This window comes from Clostridium sp. CTA-5 (assembly GCF_054768135.1).
The window spans coordinates 12937-30349 of sequence record NZ_BAAAAT010000015.1 but is presented as its reverse complement, the minus strand read 5'-3'; the positions used below and the strand labels follow the sequence as shown (position 1 = coordinate 30349).

Genomic DNA, 17413 nt, shown 5'->3' with positions numbered 1-17413 from the left:
TATCTGCCGCACCATTATTCCTGCACTACGTTTGGAAAGGGTGTATGGCTAAAAAAATCGACGCTCCACAGTCGCTTAGCGATTTTTTTATTCGTTAGGAATTTATGTTTTTAAGAATTTTATGTGTAAGGTAAATTATAATTTTGTTTAAAGTTAAGAAATTATATTAACTAGGAGGAATATTAAATGAATAAATTTTTTGACTGGTTAGAAAAATACTTAGTACCACCAATGACAAAGGTGTCAGAACAAAGACATCTGAAAGCTATTAGAGATGGTATCGTATCTACTATACCTTTAATAATTGTAGGTAGTTTCTTTTTAGTAATTGCAGTACCACCAAATGCTTGGTTAAAAGAAGTAGTAAAGCCATATGTTAATCAAATAATGTTTCCTTATAGATTAAGTATGGGGATAATGTCAGTATATGCATCGTTTGGTATAGCTTATAATTTAGCAAAATCTTATAAATTAGATCCATTGTCAGGTGGAAGTCTTGGACTAGCAGCATTTTTGCTTACAAGTATACCATTAAATTTTGATCCAGAAGGTTGGGTATTGCCTTTATCTAATCTAGGTGGAGCAGGCATGTTTGTAGCAATTTTAATGTCAATTTTTGCAGTAGAAACTTTAAGATTCTGTAAAGAAAGAAATCTTACTATTAAAATGCCAAAAGAAGTACCCACATCTGTTGCTAATTCTTTTGCAGCATTAATACCAGCTACATTTATAATTATACCAATTTGGATAATCAGAGATATGTTGAATTTTGATATTCAAGGAAATATCTTAAAGATTTTTATGCCTTTAGTAACAGCGGGAAATTCATTACCTGGTGTGTTAGTACCAGTATTACTTATTACACTTTTATGGGGTTGTGGTATACATGGAGATTCTGTTGTTGGTACAGTTGCAAGACCGATATGGCTAACTATGCTTGATGCAAATGCTGCAGCACAAGCATCAGGACAAGCAATACCTAATATTGCACCAGAACCATTTTTTCAATGGTTTATATGGATTGGAGGTTCAGGAGCAACAATAGGATTAGTATTTTTAATGTTATTCTCAAAATCACAATATTTAAAAGACGTTGGACGAGTTAGTTTAATACCAGGAATTTGTAATATTAATGAACCAATAATATTTGGTGCTCCAATTATGTTAAATCCGTTATTAGTTATTCCATTTATTGTTGGACCTTTAATTACTGGATGTATAAGCTATTTTGCAATGGCACTTAATTTGGTAGCAAAACCAGTTGTAATGGCACCTTGGACATTACCAGCACCGATAGGAGCTTATCTTGCAACTGGTGGAGATTGGAGAGCAATAGTTTTAGTTTTAATAAATATAGCAATTGTAACGGTAATATACTTTCCATTCTTTAAAGCATATGAAAAGAAATTAATTCAAGAAGGATTACAAAGTAATGAATAAAAAATAACATTAAAAAATACAGAAACATTTTAAGTGATACTGTATTTAGATATTGGAGGAATATTTTATGGAAGGATTAAAGATTGCAATAATAGGAGGAGGAAGCAGTTATACTCCAGAGATCATAGAAGGTTTTATAAAGAGAAAGTCAGAATTACCAGTAAGTGAAATTTATTTGGTCGACATAAAAGAAGGGGAAGAAAAACTTAATATAGTCGGAAATTTAGCAAAAAGAATGGTAAAAAAAGCAGGATTAAATATTAAAATTATACTTACTTTAGATAGAAAAGAGGCATTAAAAAATGCAGATTTTGTAACAACTCAGTTCAGAGTTGGTGGATTAAAAGCGAGAGCAAGAGATGAAAGATTTCCACTAAAGTATAATGTTTTGGGACAAGAAACAGTAGGTCCAGGTGGTTTTGCAAAAGCTTTAAGAACAATTCCTGTAATTTTGGATATATGTAAAGATATGAAAGAACTTTGTCCTGATGCATGGCTTGTTAATTTTACAAATCCATCAGGGCTTGTAACAGAAGCAGTATCAAAATATACAGACATAAAGTGTATAGGACTATGCAATGTTCCTATTCATATGAAAATGGATGTAGCTTCAATGCTAGAAGTAAAAAGTAATGAGTTATTTATAGAATTTGTAGGTCTTAACCATTTAGTCTGGGGAAGAAGAGTATGGCATAAATGTAAAGATGTAACTGAAAAAGTTATACAAAATCTGCAAGATGGTGCATCACTTACAATGAAAAATATATCAGATTTAAAATGGCCATCAGAATTTTTAAATGCATTAGGAATGATACCATGTCCTTATCATAGATATTATTATATGACAGATAGACTTTTAAAAGAAGAAAAAGAGTCAGCAGAAACTAATGGAAAAGGAACAAGAGCAGAACAAGTACAAGAAATTGAAAAGAAATTATTTGAACTTTATAAAGATGAAAACCTAAATGTAAAACCAGTTGAACTAGAAAAAAGAGGAGGAGCATATTATTCAGATGCAGCAGTGTCTCTTATAAGTGCTATTTATAATGATAAAAAAGAGATTCATACAGTAAATGTAAAAAATAATGGTGTAATAAAGGGTATTCCAAATGATTCATTAATTGAAACTAATTGTATAGTAGACAGTAGAGGGGCAACAGCATTAACTCTTACTGGTGAATTAGAAGAATCAATATTAGGACTTATACAAAGTGTTAAATCATATGAAATTTTAGCAGTTGAAGCAGCTGTTACTGGAGATAAGAATAAAGCAATAATGGCATTAACCAATAATCCATTAATTCCATCAATAGATATAGCAATCAAATTATTTAATGAATTATTAGATATTAACAAAGAATATTTACCACAATTTAAATAAAGGCTTTAAGTACAATGGGAGGAATTTATATGGAACAAGATATATTTGAAATAATATCACATGCAGGAGATTCTAGAGGATATACATTTGAGGCCCTTACTGAAGCAAGAAAAAATAATATTGAAGAAGCAGAAAAATTGTTAACTAAGGCAAAAGAAGAATTAAGATTAGCGCATAATACTCAAACTAAATTAATTCAGCAAGAGATAAATGGACAAAATGTAAAGATATCATTACTTATGGTCCATGCTCAAGATCAACTAATGAATGCAATGTCTGAAAATAATTTAGTTGAAGAAATGATTGAAATGTATAAAGTTATTCATACTAAATAAATTTTAAGAGAGGTTAAAATATGAAGATACTAATATGGGGAGTATATATAATTTCAATTATATTGTTTGTATTAGGATCTATATATTTATCAAGAAAATTAATAAATAAATTTAAGATGAATAGGTGGGTTATTGCTTTTGCAGCCCCACTTATTCTTATTATCCCTAGAATTTTCTTTGAAAATATAAATCCTATAATATGGGCAATGTTAGTTTTTATATTTATGGTTTTATGTGTTTTGTTTTTTGAACTTAATAATGGAATATATAAAGAAAAACAAATAAAAAAAGCTCTACTTATAGAAAAATTAGATAAGACACATTCAAAAAAATAAATCCAATAATATTAATGTTATTTTCTTAAATGTGACTAAATGAAAATTTAAAGTGGCAAAGGAATGATTAAAGTGAAGTATATATTGGGTGTTGATGGTGGTGGGACAAAAACAGAAGCAGTTGCCTATGATTTGGAGGGAAATATATTATCAAGAGGAGTTTCAGGCTTTGGGAATGTGTTAATTAATAATGAAAAAGCTTTAGATAATATAAATGAAGCGATTAATAACTGCACTAAAGCTCTAAATATCAATGAATGTATTCATGTGTATTTAGGTCTTGCAGGAGTTAGTGCGGGAGATGGCAAGGAAAAGACAACAAAATATATTGTAGAAACTTTTAACTTAAAAACAACAGTTGTAAATGATGCAGAATTAGCACTTTCTGCACTTTTAAAAGGTAAAGATGGTTTACTTACTATTGCAGGAACTGGATCTATATGTATAGGTAAATATAATAATAAAAAAGTAAGGGTAGGTGGATGGGGACATATCCTAGGAGATCAAGGAAGTGGATATTATATTGCTATTGAAGCTTTAAAGCAAATTCTATTGGAAAAAGATATTGGATATGAAAGATCTAATTTCACACAAGAAATATTAAATGAATTAGGATTTTCTGATGAATTTGATATTATTAATTTTGTATATAATTCAGATAAAGGGAAAATAGCATCAATAGTTCCTATAATAGTAGAACTTTCTAATAAAAGTAATGTTATAGCGAAAGATATATTAAAAGATGCGGGAAGAAAATTAGGAATAATGACTTTAAGGGCAATAAATAAAATTAAAACAAATGATACTGTAAATATTGGTATAATGGGAAGTATTTTAATTAATATAGATTTAGTTAAACAAAGTTTTATAGAAACATTAAAAGAAGGAATAAAAAATTTCAAAATATATGATGAAAAAGTTTCACCCACAATAGGTGCATATTATGAAGTGGTTAAATATATAAAGCTATAACTATAATAAAGAAGAATTATAGAACTTTCTTATAAGGAAAGTAAAAATAGATTAGGTCATTATTTAAAGGGAGAAGGAAAAAATGAGAAGATTAGGTATATCTATTTATCCAATGCATAATTCTGCTAATGAAATTAAAGAATATATACATTTAGCAGCGAAATATAATTTTAAAAGAATATTTACATGCCTTTTATCAGTAGAAGGTAAAAAAGAACAAACATTAAAGGAATTCAAAGAAATCATAGAATATGCAAATAAATATGATATGGATGTTATTGCAGATATAAATCCTGAAGTTTTTAAGGATCTTGAAATCAGCTATAGAGATCTAAGTGATTTAAAAAAACTTGGGATTTATGGAATAAGATTAGATCAAGGTTTTAGCGGACTTGAAGAATCTATAATGACATTTAATAAAGAAGGTTTAAAAATAGAATTAAATATGAGCAGTGGTACAAAATATATATATAATATTTTATCGTATAAACCTAATATAGATAATATTCTGGCATGTCATAATTTTTATCCACATAGATATACAGGATTAAATTATGATCATTTTATAAAAACTAGTAAGCAATTTAAAGATTTAGGGATTAAGACAGCAGCATTTATATCATCTTCAAATGCTAAATATGGACCATGGCCAGTAAGTGAAGGATTATGTACACTTGAAATGCATAGAGAATTACCTATAACATCACAAGCAAAGCATCTGTGGGCAACGAATTTAATTGATGATATAATTATAGCTAATAGTTTTGCATCAGAAGAAGAATTAAAAAATTTAAGCGAAATAGATCCTTATTGCTTGACATTAAAATGTGAGTTAGATGAAAGAGTTCCGGAACTTGAAAGAAAAATAGTATTCGAAGAGTTTCACTTTAATAGAGGCGACGTCTCAGATTATGTAATTAGATCAACTCAAAGTAGAGTTAAATATAAGGAACATGATTTTAAAGTTTTTAATACTCCAGATATTAAAAGAGGGGACATCATAATTGAAAGTTCTCTTTATGGACATTATGCAGGAGAGATGCAAATAGCAAAACTTGATATGAAAAATTCGGGTAAATCTAATGTAGTTGGAAATATAGTTGAAGATGAAATATTCCTATTAGATTATATAGAACCGTGGCAAAAGTTTAGACTATGTTTTAAGTAAAATATTGATATTGTATTATAAGTTTCAAAGTTAGTTTTGCATTTAGATTAAAATATCAACACTATTTTAAAACATGGATTAAATTTAATATTATATAGTAGATAGAAAATTTGAATACAAATAATAAAGGAGTAATATATGAATTGTTCACTTTTGATAAAACAAATTTATAATACAATGACAGAATCTGAAAAAAAGATAGCAGAATATTTATTTAACGATTCTAGTGAAGTATATAAATTTTCAGCAAGTCAATTAGCTAAAATTACTGGAACAAGTGCTGCAAGTGTTGTACGATTTTCAAGAAAATTAGGTTTTAAGGGTTTTCAAGAATTTAAGATTGCTTTAGCTAAAGATGAGAGTATATCTAATGAAGTGGTAGAGTATGACTATATAGATACAAATGATACTATAAAGGAAGTAATGCTAAAAATAAGTAATAAAAATGTACAGAGTATAAATGATACGGTTGCATTACTTGATGAAAAAAATATTGAAGAGGCTGTAAAGATTATTCAAAATGCTAAAAACATATATATTTTTGGCGTTGGACAATCAGCATTAATAGGCATGGATTTACAATATAAATTAATTAGAATACATAAGAATGTAATGATGAGTTTAGATAGTCACACACAAATTTCAATGTCGGCAAATATGTCAGAGTGTGATGTTGCTATAGGAATTTCTTATTCAGGGAAAACAAAAGAAGTATATAATTCACTTATTAAAGCGAAAGAAAAAGGGGCAAAGTGTGTTACAATAACTAAGTTTGGGAATAATCCTATTGCTTCATTAGGTGATATAAAAATACAAGTACCAAGTGTAGAAAAAGATTTAAGAGTTGGAGCTATATCATCTAGAATAGCACAACTTACAGTTATTGATATATTATTTATAGGTGTTGCAAAAGACAATTTTTCTACTGTAGATAAATATTTAAAAGAAACGAGAAGTATGGTAGGAGAACTTAAACTGAAGTAATTAATTAAAACTTTATTACATTATATATATAGCAAAAAAAGTATCTATAATTTAAGTTATAGGTACTTTTTTAATATATATAATTGATTTTAAGTATGTGGTTTTTATTGAGTTTTTAATGTTACTTTTAATAAAATATCATTTAAATAGAAAGACAATTGAATAAAGGGTAAATGCTAATCTAAATTATTTTCAATACTATTAAGTATTATAGGAATATTTTTAGTGATTTGTTTTTCATTTACTTCGCTAATAGTAATTCTAAAATAGTTATCACACATATATTCTTTGAGGAAACATTCACGTGTATCAAGTATTTTTATATTTTTATGATAAAGTGAAGTGATTATTTTATCATAATTTAAAGGAGTATCTACATAAATACAGCCAAAGTACCCGGATTCAGGGATATTATGTGTTATTCTTGGATGCTTATATACTAATAAAGTATCTTTTAAAGAGTCTATACGATTAGTATATAAATTAACTAATTGCTTCATATGAGAATCAAACATTCCGTTCTTTATGTATATTTCTAAAGCTCCTTGAGATAATATAGGACTGCTTATGTCAGTCCATCTTTTATATTCTAAAAATTTATTAATCAATAATTCAGGCATTATAAGGGCTGCAACCCTTAAGCCAGGCATAAGTACTTTTGAATAACTTTTAAGATATATAACTCTCGAATAAGTATCGTATGAAAACATAGGATCATTTTTTTTATTCATATCTAAATCGGCAGCAATATCATCTTCAACAACATATACGTCATATTTATTTGCTAGTCTAATAATTTCCTGTTTTTCAAGTTTATTATATGAAGTTCCAGTTGGATTATGAAATCTTGGAATACTATAAAAAAATTTTATATTACCATATTTAAATAACTTTTCTAATTCGTCTAAATTTATTCCACTAAAGTCTCTATTTATGCCGAGAGTAGGGATGTTATTAAGTTCTAAAAATTTTATCATTCCGTAATATGTAGGTTGTTCAACAAGAATATTAGATTTACCATTTGGAAACGGCATATTTGATAGTATATTTAGCGCTTGTTGAGAACTTGATGTAATTATTATGTTATCCGGTTTTGTGAAGATTTGATAGTTTTGAATATGATTTTTTAATACATTAATTAAAGAGTCTAATCCTCTAGGATCAGAATAAGCAAAAAGTTTTTCTTTGTATAGGTCTATTGCCTGATTTAAGCAATGTTGAAAATTTTTATATGGAAAAGCTTCGCAATTTAAGTTTACAGCTGAAAAATCAATTATTTGATGTTTTGATAAACTTTTATTATGAAAATCATTAATTATATAGTATCCACTTTTAGGAATAGAATAAATAATATGATCTTGTTCAAGCTTTGTATATGCTTTTAAAACTGTACCGGCGCTACAATGAAACAGATTTTGAATAAATCTTATAGAAGGCAATTTTTTTGGATGATTTAATTTCTCAGTTTTTATACTGTTTTTAATATATTCTATAATCTCTTCGTATTTAAGCAAAATGAATCACTCCTTAAGTACTGTACTAGCACAGATTTGAATTTTATTTGTTGATATATAGGTTACACTATAATACCATGATTGTATAGTAATTATTAGTTTAGCACATAAAAAAGCAAGTCAGTATATAGCTTTTCAAATAATATATAAGGAGGAAGTAGTTATGGCAGAAAATAATAATTTTAAAGAAAATGAAATTTTAGTAAGATTATTTCTAAAAAGACTTGGATATAATGAAGAAATTATTGATAAAGTATGTAAAATTATTAGATAAGTCAAAAGTTTTAATTAGCTCATAAAGAAGAAAATAGTTTTAAATATACAAAAACTATATTAGAAAATGCAGTAAGTTCAAGGACTAAAGCAATTTTAATAAATAATCCTAATAACCCAACAGGGGCAGTTTATACTAATTGTGGAGTGTAGGAAGAATGTAGAGTATATGCAGTAGAAATTGAGGAAAAAAATACTTAGTCACTTGTATGTATTACAAAAAAGGAGGATATAATTATGGCAAAACAATACCCAAAATTCATAGGAGCTGCCGTTCAAGCTGCACCAGTATATTTAGATTTAGATGCAACGGTTGAGAAATCTTGTAAATTAATTGATGAAGCTGCATCAAATGGAGCAAAATTAGTTGCATTTCCGGAAGCATTTCTTCCTGGTTATCCTTGGTTTGCATTTATTGGACATCCAGAATATACAAGAAAATTTTATCATGAATTATATAAAAATGCAGTTGAAATTCCAAGTTTAGCAATTCAAAAAATAAGTGAAGCAGCTAAAAAAAATAAAACTTATGTATGTATTTCTTGTAGTGAGAAAGATAATGGTTCTTTATATCTAACACAATTATGGTTTAATCCAGATGGAGATTTAATTGGAAAGCATAGAAAGATGAGAGCTTCTGTTGCAGAAAGATTAATATGGGGAGATGGAAGCGGAAGCTTAATGCCAGTATTTGAAACAGAAATCGGTAATTTAGGTGGCTGTATGTGTTGGGAGCACCAAGTGCCATTAGATCTTTTAGCTATGAATTCACAAAATGAACAAGTTCATGTAGCTTCGTGGCCAGGATATTTTGATGATGAAATATCAAGCAGATACTATGCAATTTCTACTCAAACATTTGTATTAATGACTTCATCAATTTATTCAAAAGAAATGAAAGATATGATTTGTTTAACATCGGAACAAAGAGAATACTTTGATACATTTAAGAGTGGACATACTTGCATTTATGGACCAGATGGAGAACCAATCAGTAATATGATTCCAGCAGAAACAGAAGGAATAGCTTATGCAGAAATAGACGTAGAAAAAACAATAGACTTTAAATACTATATTGATCCAGCAGGTCATTATTCAAACCAAAGCTTAAGCATGAATTTTAATCAAAATCCTACACCAGTTGTTAGAAAATTTGGGGATAGTAAAAATATGGTTATAACATATGAAGAAATTAATTTATCAGTAGGAGGCGAAGAATAAAAAAACACTTATATATAAAAAAACAAAAGGCGCATAGTTGCGCCTTTTATATATGATAATTAAATTTTAGGAGGAAATCTTATAAATATGAATATAAAACTAATTGAAAAAGCTGAGAAAAGTCATAATCTAAATAGAAAAGAGATAATATCTATACTTAAAGATAGTAGTATAGATAATAGACTTTTTGAAGTGGCAGATAGGGTTAGAAAGAAATATATGGGCGATGAGGTACATTTACGTGGGATTATTGAATTTTCCAATATATGCAGACAAGACTGTTTATATTGTGGTTTAAGAAGGTCAAATGAAAATATTAAAAGGTATAGATTGATGCCTAATGAAATAATTGATTTAGCAAGAAAAGCAGTAAGCTATGGATATAAGAGCATAGTTTTACAATCAGGAGAAGATTCTTATTACACAGTAGATATTATTTGTAGAATAATAACAAATATAAAAAAATTAGGAGTAGCAGTTACTTTAAGTTTAGGTGAAAAGAGTTTTGAAGAATATAAAGATTATAGGGAAGCAGGAGCGGATAGATATTTACTTAGAATAGAGACTACTGATAAAAAAATATATGAAGATTTAGATCCAGGAATGATTCATGAGGAGAGAAAAAGATGTCTTAGTAATTTAAAATCCTTAGGTTATGAAGTTGGAACAGGCAATTTAGTAGGTTTGCCTAATCAAACTATAGAATCTATAGCTGATGATATACTGTTTTTTAAAGAGATAGATGCAGACATGATTGGCTTAGGTCCATTTATTCCGAATGAAGACACGCCATTAAGAGATTTTAAAGCAGATAATTTCACAATGAGCTTAAAAGTAATGGCTTTAGTTAGATTACTACTTCCAGATTCTAATGTACCTGCAACAACTGCAATGGAAAGTTTAAATAGAAATGGCAGAATAATTGCCCTTTCAAGTGGAGCAAACGTTGTTATGCCAAATATTACAGAAGGAGAATATAGAAAGTTATATGCTATTTATCCAGGAAAGATATGCATAAATGATACACCAAATAAATGTTGGAATTGCATTAATGGGAAAATAGCCTCTATAGGAAGAATGGTATCAAAAGAACTTGGGTCTAGAAAAAAGGTGATTGAAGGATAATGTATTTTTGGTAATATTATAAATTTTGTTTGATGAAATATTCTTGTAACTAAAAATTTTGGACGTGTACTATACATTAAGGGCAGAGCAACTTGTGTTGGTTCAATAATTTAAACTTATAAACCTAATATACATTTTACTAAAGGAGAGGAAAAGAGGCATTTTAAATTTGGAGGATCTACAATTATAATGATGTTACAAAAAGGTAGGGCTAAGATAGATATTGATATAATATATCAAACTAAGAAAGGCTTTGAAACTAAGGTGATTATTGGAGAAAAAGTTGGTTGTAAAATTTAGTGAGTTAATTATAATTCTCTATCTGTACTAGCACAGATAGAGAATTTATTTGTTGATATAAAATTCATACTATAATAATATGAATACAAAGATAAAAGCTTGCAAGATGTGGATGGCCATTATTCAAAGCCAGATGTATTTAAATTATCAGCACAAGAATAACAGCTTATATCAAAATTTTAAATACATAAAGAAAGGCTGAAAGAGACGTGTATGGTAAGAACAAGAATTCAAGGTGGATGTATAACGGTAGAACAATTAAAGGCAATAAGTGAAATAGCAAAAAAGTATGGGGAGAGTAAGATACGTTTTACAACAAGGCAGGATGTTCAATTCCATTCTGTAAAAATAGAAGATTTAAATAATGTTTTAGATGGGTTAATAAAAGCTAAATTAACTACAAAAGCAGAAGGTGGAGATAGAATGAGAAACCATATATGAGTTTAAGAAGACCAACTGTTTATTCAAAAATTATTAGCAATAGTACAAAGATTTTTAAGTATGAGGAGAATTAATTATGTATAAACCAGAACTTTTAGCACCAGCGGGAAATTTAGAGAAACTTAAAACTGCTATAGATTTTGGTGCTGATGCAGTATATCTTGGGGGCGATAAATTAAACTTAAGGGCGGCCTCAGATAATTTTACAATAGAAGAATTAAAAGAAGGACTTGAATATGCACATTCGAGAGGACGAAAAGTACATGTTACATTAAATGTAATTCCACATAATGACGATTTAATAGGTATTGAAGATTACATTACTGAATTATATGAAATAGGTATTGATGCTGTACTTATTGCTGATCCAGGGATTTTTAGTATAGCTCGTGAAGTAGCTTCAGATCTTGAAATACATTTAAGCACTCAGGCAAGTAATTTAAACTACAAATCTGCACTCTTTTGGCATAAGGTTGGGGTTAAAAGGATTGTAGCTGCAAGAGAAATGAGTCTTGAAGAGTTAAAGACAATGAGAAAAGAACTACCAGAAACATGTGAGGTAGAAGCTTTTGTTCATGGAGCAATGTGTATGGGGTATTCCGGTAAATGTTTATTATCAAATTATATAACTGGAAGGGATTCTAATAGGGGATCTTGTACACAGCCTTGTAGATTTAAGTACCAACTATATGAAGAGAAGGAGTTTGGAGAATATTATAAAATCACTGAGGGTGATAATGGAATTAATTTTATGAGTTCAAAAGATTTATGTATGATAGAACATATTCCTGAACTTATTGAAGCGGGTATAAATTCTCTTAAAATCGAAGGAAGAATGAAAAGTTCATATTATGTGGCATCCGTAGTAAAAGTTTATAGAGAGGCCATTGATAAATTTATAGATGATCCTAAAAATTATAAATTTAATTCTAAATGGATAGAAGAGCTTGAAAAACCTAGTCATAGACCATATACAACAGGTTTTTACTTTGATGAAGAATTAAGACAAATTTATGAAAGTTCAGCATATATTCAAAATTATGATATGGTAGGTATTGTGAAATATTATAATAGAGATATCAATCTTGTAAAGATACAGCAAAGAAATAAAGTTTATAATGGTGATTTTGTTGAAGTTTTAGCCATAAAAGGAGATAACAAGATTATAAAACTTGAAGATATGAGAAAAGAAAATGGTGAAGTTATAGAAAGTGCAAATTGTCCACAAATGATTTTTACTGTAAGATGCCAACATGAGCTGAAGGTCGGAGATATACTTATTAGAAAAAAGATTAGTGATAATTAAATACTAACTTTTGTAAAGTGGTATTTTCAGGCTATAAATATTAAAAAAAATATTACATTATATATAGCAAAAAAAGTATCTATAATTTAAGTTATAGGTACTTTTTTAATATATATAATTGATTTTAAGTATGTGATTTTTATTAGGTTTTTAATTTGATTAAGGATAGTAGATGACTTTGTGTAAAAAACAAAATTATCTACTGTTTTTTTTTATGATAATATTTCTATTTACGCAATAGACATAAAATTTTAAGTCATTGAATAGTTTATAAAGTAGTTTGATTAAATGTTATAAGTTAAAAACATATTATATTAAAATAAAAATGTTTAAAAATTAGGGGGGGATTTTTATGATACCATTTTTAGGGATTAGTTCTATTATCGGTTTTTTTATTTGTTTAATAATGTTGATTATTTTTAAAGCAACAAAAAGTGAAAAAACTAAATATTGGCTTATTGGGCTTGGTGCTTGCTTTATAATATTTATTATATGTATATTAGCTAGTCCAACTACAACAAACAACTCAAGTAGTTTAAATTCAAATAATCAAGTTGAAAAAACTAAAAATACTGAAGATATTAAAGCATTACAAGACAAATATAAAATTTTATTAGAAAGTAATAATATTTATGAAACTATGAATGATGAAGAAAGAAAAACTGCTGATGAGTTAATTTTTAAGTGGGATAAACTTGAACAAGAATTCCAAACTTCATATCAAGCACAAAAAGATTCTATATTAAATAGTAAAACAGAATATACTAATAGATTGAAAGCGGAAGAAGAAGCTAAAAAAGCTGAAGAAGCTAAAAAGGCTGAAGAAGATAGAAAGGTAGCAGAAGCCAAAAAGGCAGAAGAAGAAAAAGCTTCATATAATACAGGAATAACTTATGAACAATTAGCAAGAACACCTGAGGATTACAAAGGTAAAAAGGCTAAATTTACAGGAAAAGTTATTCAAGTTGTAGAAGATAAAAAGGAAATAGATTTAAGAATAGCAATTAATAATAATTATGATACTATATTATTTGTAGGATATGATCCAAGTATTACAAGTGTAAGAATTTTAGAAAATGATTATGTTACTATATCTGGTAAGTCTTTAGGCATATACACTTATGAATCAACATTAGGAGGAAATATAAGTGTTCCTGCAATGTGGGCAAATAATGTAGAATTAAATCAATAGAGAATATGATATAAAACAAAAACCCCTTTGGAATACAAAAACATAGTAGTTTCAGTATCTCAAGGGGGATATTCTTATGCAGTTAATTTATAGATGTTAGGTATAAGAGCTGTAACTAAGTAGTAAAAATAATAAGTGTAGCTAATTTAAATTGTTATTTGTATGCCAGTAATTTTTTGAATTGTCATTATTCCATTCTGTATGAGTGGGGAAACAAAATTTTCAAATTCTTTATTTCTTGTTTCATTAAGATTCTCACCAGTTTTTAATGAAATCATGACATTAATTAGCCATCTTAAAGTTGAAAACACTTTAAAATATTCAAAATTATTAATATTTCCATTTTTTAGATCTTTATATTTTTGTAATACATTTTTGCTAAAGTCTTTAAATCCGCTTCTTTCCATTAGTGTATACGTCCATGCTAAATCAAATCTATAGTCTCCAATTCCCCACAGTAAATCAATTACATAGAGTTCTTCATTATTATCAACTATTACATTCCAAGGATGATAATCTCTATGAATTATAGATAATTTCTCACCTATAATATTTACTTTTTCTTTCTTTAACCAATCTATTATTTGAGTAAAATATTCTAAGTTATTTTCTTCTACTAATTTTTTAATCTCATTAATCTCTTTTTCAATAAAAGAGAGTGTAGAATTTTTTACAAGGTTCTTGTCTACTATGGAGACATCTAATTCATGAAGTTCAAAAAAAACCTTTGCAAATTTTTCTAATAATTGTTCTTTATCTTCTTTGGATACAGTCTGATAACAGTCCCATAAATTTTTTCCTTGAATTTTTTCCATAACTATATAAGGTTTTTCATTTATAAAGTTACTCATTATTGGCTTTGGAACTGGATAATTTGCATTATAAAGTATGTTTAGTCCTGTCCATTCTTGTTTTATATTTTCAAGTCCATTTTTACTACTATTATAGGTCTTAATTACATATTTTTGAGTATTGTCTTTAAATTCTAATGAGATAATTTCTCCTGCCCATCCTGATTTTAAAACTTTAACTTCTTTTATTTTAATACCCAATCTATTTTCAATATCTTTATACATAGCTTTATCTCCTTTCTAATTATAAACAGAAAAAATTTTAGCATCATATGACTCATATTTTGAAATAATCATATTTATTCAGACATCACTTTCTTAATAGAATAAAACTAATTTGAAATAATTTACTATTTATGAATTTATTATAACATATATTGGAAAAATATTTATAAATCTAATATCAAATGGGTGGGTAACGGCTCTTTATTTTATAGATTAAATTAGAAATAAAGAGTGCAGGAACAATATAGTTATTCTTTAATCCTTAAAACTTTCATGGATTAAGAATGGCAAAATTGTAAATATATTTTTATCTTTTCTAAATGTATGATCAAAATATATAGAGTGAGTACTACATATATAATAATTAAATATTCTAATTTGTTTGAAGTTCTAAACATTAATTAGAATTATTCTTTTTAATACGCTAAATCATTTTATCTATAATAAAGTCCTTTTCTTTTTTCTTCCCATAAATTCTCACCTCTTAATTAATTTTAAAAGATATTATATGTTTTAGCTTCTAAAAATCTAAAATTCTAAAAAAGAAAAGAATAAAAAAAGAAAAAAATTTTAGAAGTTTAGAATTTAAGAACTTAAGAATTTAAGAATTTGCTTGTATAATGCGCTTTAAGAAGATTTTTAATTTATAACCTTACTATTTTTTAATTAATTTTAAACATAAAAAAACATATATTTATAATTAATTAAACTATAATGCCAGCTTTACTAATAGAGTGTGCTTTTTGTGATAGTGAAAGTGATATGAATGGTTATAATCCTGAAAAAATGGCAGGAGCTATATTTAGTGGTATATGTAATATATTTGATATTGAAAATGAGTTATCAGGTTCATTTAATGAAAATCAAATTTATTATAATGTGATTAAAGGAGATACTCTATATAAAATTGCTAAAAAGTTTAATACTACAGTTGAAAGTTTAGTAGAACTTAATGGAATTAAAGATAAGAATATGATTTATATAGGAGAGGATCTTAGAATAAAATAAAATTTATTTTAATAAAAATAGAATTTTTTATTACACTTACTTAATTAATTTTAGTAGGTGTTTTTTATTTTGAGTAAAAATTTTATTATTTAAATGTATTTTAAACTATAAAAATGAATAAAGATTCATTTAGAATTAATACATAAAAATGCAATAAAGATAAATATATCTATATAAGTTGATTAATAGATATTAAAAAAATTCAATAAAAAATAAAGTTATTTACGGTAGCGCCAACGTAGCGCCAAAACGCATAAAATCAAAACCCCTTGAAATAATGAAACTTAGTAATTTCAATACTTCAAGGGGTTTTCTCTTTTAAAATGGTGCCGATAGTGGGACTCGAACCCACATGGTTTCCCGCATGATTTTGAGTCATGTGCGTCTGCCAGTTCCGCCATATCGGCTTGTTACCGAACAATAGTTATTCTAGCATAATATGAAAAATAATTCAAGAAATATTTTTTTAGGTACTTTTCTTCAAAATTTTTAAATAAAGGTTGTTACAAATTAAATCATTTGCTAGAATATATATGGGTGTAATATCCCACTGGGATGTTTTTTAGCCCAGTACAGTATTAAGAAAGTAATTATTATACGATTTTAATATTAGTATTATCTATTAATTAGGGAGGAGCAAAATTATATGATGTATTCAAAAGAAGTTGAAGAAATGTGTGTAGTTGCTAAAGGTCCTAATCACGGACCAGCACCAATTCCTGCAGAAGGAAAATGGGTACAATCAAAAGAAGTAACTGATATATCAGGATTAACTCACGGAATAGGTTGGTGTGCACCACAACAAGGAGCTTGTAAATTAACTTTAAATGTTAAGGATGGTATAATCCAAGAAGCATTAGTAGAAACAATTGGATGTTCAGGAATGACTCATTCAGCTGCTATGGCTTCAGAAATATTACCAGGAAAGACTATATTAGAAGCATTAAACACAGACTTAGTTTGTGACGCTATAAACACAGCTATGAGAGAATTATTCTTACAAATCGTTTATGGAAGAACTCAAACTGCATTCTCAGAAGGTGGACTACCAATAGGAGCAGGTCTTGAAGATTTAGGTAAGGGATTAAGATCTCAAGTTGGTACTATGTACGGAACTCTTGCAAAAGGACCTAGATACTTAGAAATGGCTGAAGGATATGTTACAGATGTAGCATTAGATTCAGATAAAGAAATCATTGGATATAAGTTTGTTAACTTAGGAAAAATGATGGAAAACATAGGCAAGGGAATGGATGCTAATACAGCATTAGAAGAAGCTAAAGGTCAATACGGAAGAGTTGCAGATGCGGCTGAATTAATAGACCCAAGACATAAATAATTA

General features: G+C 27.6%; 17 protein-coding genes, 1 tRNA gene and 1 pseudogene. 16 read left to right on the top strand and 3 right to left on the bottom strand.

The features are described 5' to 3' along the window. The first annotated feature begins 186 nt into the window (after positions 1–186). The 7 genes from ACYUET_RS17840 (at position 187) to ACYUET_RS17810 (ending at position 6615) form a co-directional block, all read left to right on the top strand. A complete protein-coding gene (locus ACYUET_RS17840; protein WP_460281856.1) occupies positions 187–1440 on the top strand; it encodes a PTS sugar transporter subunit IIC in 1254 nt (417 codons plus the stop codon). Positions 1441–1507: 67 nt separating this feature from the next. Then, on the top strand, positions 1508–2821 hold the full coding sequence (locus ACYUET_RS17835) for a 6-phospho-beta-glucosidase (protein ID WP_460281854.1): 1314 nt from the start codon (positions 1508–1510) through the stop codon (positions 2819–2821). A 29-nt stretch (positions 2822–2850) separates the two neighbouring features. Beyond that, positions 2851–3156: a PTS lactose/cellobiose transporter subunit IIA gene (locus ACYUET_RS17830; RefSeq protein ID WP_460281852.1), complete on the top strand. Its 306-nt coding sequence runs from the start codon at positions 2851–2853 to the stop codon at positions 3154–3156. Between the two features lie 20 nt (positions 3157–3176). Further along, the gene (locus tag ACYUET_RS17825) at positions 3177–3491 is read left to right on the top strand and encodes a hypothetical protein (RefSeq protein WP_460281850.1); all 315 of its coding nucleotides are present in this window, start codon (positions 3177–3179) and stop codon (positions 3489–3491) included. Positions 3492–3563: 72 nt separating this feature from the next. Continuing rightward, on the top strand, positions 3564–4463 hold the full coding sequence (locus ACYUET_RS17820; protein WP_460281848.1) for an N-acetylglucosamine kinase: 900 nt from the start codon (positions 3564–3566) through the stop codon (positions 4461–4463). Positions 4464–4545: 82 nt separating this feature from the next. Then, complete coding sequence (locus tag ACYUET_RS17815; RefSeq protein WP_460281846.1) at positions 4546–5631, top strand: DUF871 domain-containing protein; 1086 nt, start codon at positions 4546–4548, stop codon at positions 5629–5631. Between the two features lie 138 nt (positions 5632–5769). Then, positions 5770–6615, top strand: coding sequence for a MurR/RpiR family transcriptional regulator (locus ACYUET_RS17810; protein WP_460281845.1), 846 nt, complete (start codon positions 5770–5772; stop codon positions 6613–6615). Between the two features lie 176 nt (positions 6616–6791). On the opposite strand, the gene ACYUET_RS17805 is transcribed toward ACYUET_RS17810, so the two are convergent. Then, positions 6792–8129 carry an aminotransferase-like domain-containing protein gene (locus ACYUET_RS17805; protein ID WP_460281844.1) on the bottom strand — a complete coding sequence of 446 codons (1338 nt, stop codon included), beginning with the start codon at positions 8127–8129 and terminating at the stop codon, positions 6792–6794. A 309-nt stretch (positions 8130–8438) separates the two neighbouring features. Here ACYUET_RS17805 and ACYUET_RS17800 point away from each other — a divergent pair. From ACYUET_RS17800 to ACYUET_RS17770, 7 genes and pseudogenes are all read left to right on the top strand, one after another. Next, positions 8439–8555 (top strand): annotated as a pseudogene (locus tag ACYUET_RS17800) (aminotransferase class I/II-fold pyridoxal phosphate-dependent enzyme); the annotation flags it as partial. Between the two features lie 84 nt (positions 8556–8639). Beyond that, a complete protein-coding gene (locus tag ACYUET_RS17795) occupies positions 8640–9623 on the top strand; it encodes a carbon-nitrogen hydrolase family protein (protein WP_460281842.1) in 984 nt (327 codons plus the stop codon). An 87-nt stretch (positions 9624–9710) separates the two neighbouring features. Continuing rightward, positions 9711–10748, top strand: a complete 1038-nt coding sequence (gene hydE / locus ACYUET_RS17790; protein ID WP_460281840.1) for a [FeFe] hydrogenase H-cluster radical SAM maturase HydE — start codon at positions 9711–9713, stop codon at positions 10746–10748. Between the two features lie 129 nt (positions 10749–10877). After that, positions 10878–11048 (top strand): phosphatidylserine decarboxylase, encoded by a 171-nt coding sequence (locus tag ACYUET_RS17785; protein WP_460281893.1) that lies wholly within the window; start codon positions 10878–10880, stop codon positions 11046–11048. 213 nt (positions 11049–11261) lie between these two features. Continuing rightward, a complete protein-coding gene (locus ACYUET_RS17780; protein ID WP_460281839.1) occupies positions 11262–11489 on the top strand; it encodes a hypothetical protein in 228 nt (75 codons plus the stop codon). A gap of 76 nt (positions 11490–11565) precedes the next feature. Further along, entirely contained in the window at positions 11566–12795 is a 1230-nt protein-coding gene (locus ACYUET_RS17775) for a peptidase U32 family protein (RefSeq protein WP_460281837.1), read from the top strand. Positions 12796–13147: 352 nt separating this feature from the next. Then, on the top strand, positions 13148–13987 hold the full coding sequence (locus tag ACYUET_RS17770; protein WP_460281835.1) for a hypothetical protein: 840 nt from the start codon (positions 13148–13150) through the stop codon (positions 13985–13987). 146 nt (positions 13988–14133) lie between these two features. Here the strand turns inward: ACYUET_RS17770 and ACYUET_RS17765 are convergent, their stop codons facing one another. Next, entirely contained in the window at positions 14134–15063 is a 930-nt protein-coding gene (locus ACYUET_RS17765) for a phosphotransferase family protein (protein WP_460281834.1), read from the bottom strand. A gap of 762 nt (positions 15064–15825) precedes the next feature. Here ACYUET_RS17765 and ACYUET_RS17760 point away from each other — a divergent pair. Next, entirely contained in the window at positions 15826–16071 is a 246-nt protein-coding gene (locus ACYUET_RS17760; protein WP_460281833.1) for a LysM peptidoglycan-binding domain-containing protein, read from the top strand. A gap of 324 nt (positions 16072–16395) precedes the next feature. Here the strand turns inward: ACYUET_RS17760 and ACYUET_RS17755 are convergent. Beyond that, positions 16396–16478, bottom strand: a tRNA-Leu gene (locus ACYUET_RS17755). A 239-nt stretch (positions 16479–16717) separates the two neighbouring features. Between ACYUET_RS17755 and ACYUET_RS17750 the strand changes: the two genes are divergently transcribed. Then, a complete protein-coding gene (locus ACYUET_RS17750) occupies positions 16718–17410 on the top strand; it encodes an iron-sulfur cluster assembly scaffold protein (RefSeq protein WP_460281831.1) in 693 nt (230 codons plus the stop codon). Positions 17411–17413: the final 3 nt, after the last annotated feature.

Excerpts from the sequence above, each read along its gene's own strand:
- ACYUET_RS17765 (WP_460281834.1), bottom strand. The coding sequence starts at position 15,063 with ATGTATAAAGATATTGAAAATAGATTGGGTATTAAAATAAAAGAAGTT.
- ACYUET_RS17830 (WP_460281852.1), top strand. The coding sequence starts at position 2,851 with ATGGAACAAGATATATTTGAAATAATATCACATGCAGGAGATTCTAGA.
- ACYUET_RS17835 (WP_460281854.1), top strand. The coding sequence starts at position 1,508 with ATGGAAGGATTAAAGATTGCAATAATAGGAGGAGGAAGCAGTTATACT.
- ACYUET_RS17780 (WP_460281839.1), top strand. The coding sequence starts at position 11,262 with ATGGTAAGAACAAGAATTCAAGGTGGATGTATAACGGTAGAACAATTA.
- ACYUET_RS17760 (WP_460281833.1), top strand. The coding sequence starts at position 15,826 with ATGAATGGTTATAATCCTGAAAAAATGGCAGGAGCTATATTTAGTGGT.
- hydE (WP_460281840.1), top strand. The coding sequence starts at position 9,711 with ATGAATATAAAACTAATTGAAAAAGCTGAGAAAAGTCATAATCTAAAT.
- ACYUET_RS17795 (WP_460281842.1), top strand. The coding sequence starts at position 8,640 with ATGGCAAAACAATACCCAAAATTCATAGGAGCTGCCGTTCAAGCTGCA.
- ACYUET_RS17750 (WP_460281831.1), top strand. The coding sequence starts at position 16,718 with ATGATGTATTCAAAAGAAGTTGAAGAAATGTGTGTAGTTGCTAAAGGT.
- ACYUET_RS17815 (WP_460281846.1), top strand. The coding sequence starts at position 4,546 with ATGAGAAGATTAGGTATATCTATTTATCCAATGCATAATTCTGCTAAT.
- ACYUET_RS17770 (WP_460281835.1), top strand. The coding sequence starts at position 13,148 with ATGATACCATTTTTAGGGATTAGTTCTATTATCGGTTTTTTTATTTGT.
- ACYUET_RS17840 (WP_460281856.1), top strand. The coding sequence starts at position 187 with ATGAATAAATTTTTTGACTGGTTAGAAAAATACTTAGTACCACCAATG.
- ACYUET_RS17810 (WP_460281845.1), top strand. The coding sequence starts at position 5,770 with ATGAATTGTTCACTTTTGATAAAACAAATTTATAATACAATGACAGAA.
- ACYUET_RS17825 (WP_460281850.1), top strand. The coding sequence starts at position 3,177 with ATGAAGATACTAATATGGGGAGTATATATAATTTCAATTATATTGTTT.
- ACYUET_RS17775 (WP_460281837.1), top strand. The coding sequence starts at position 11,566 with ATGTATAAACCAGAACTTTTAGCACCAGCGGGAAATTTAGAGAAACTT.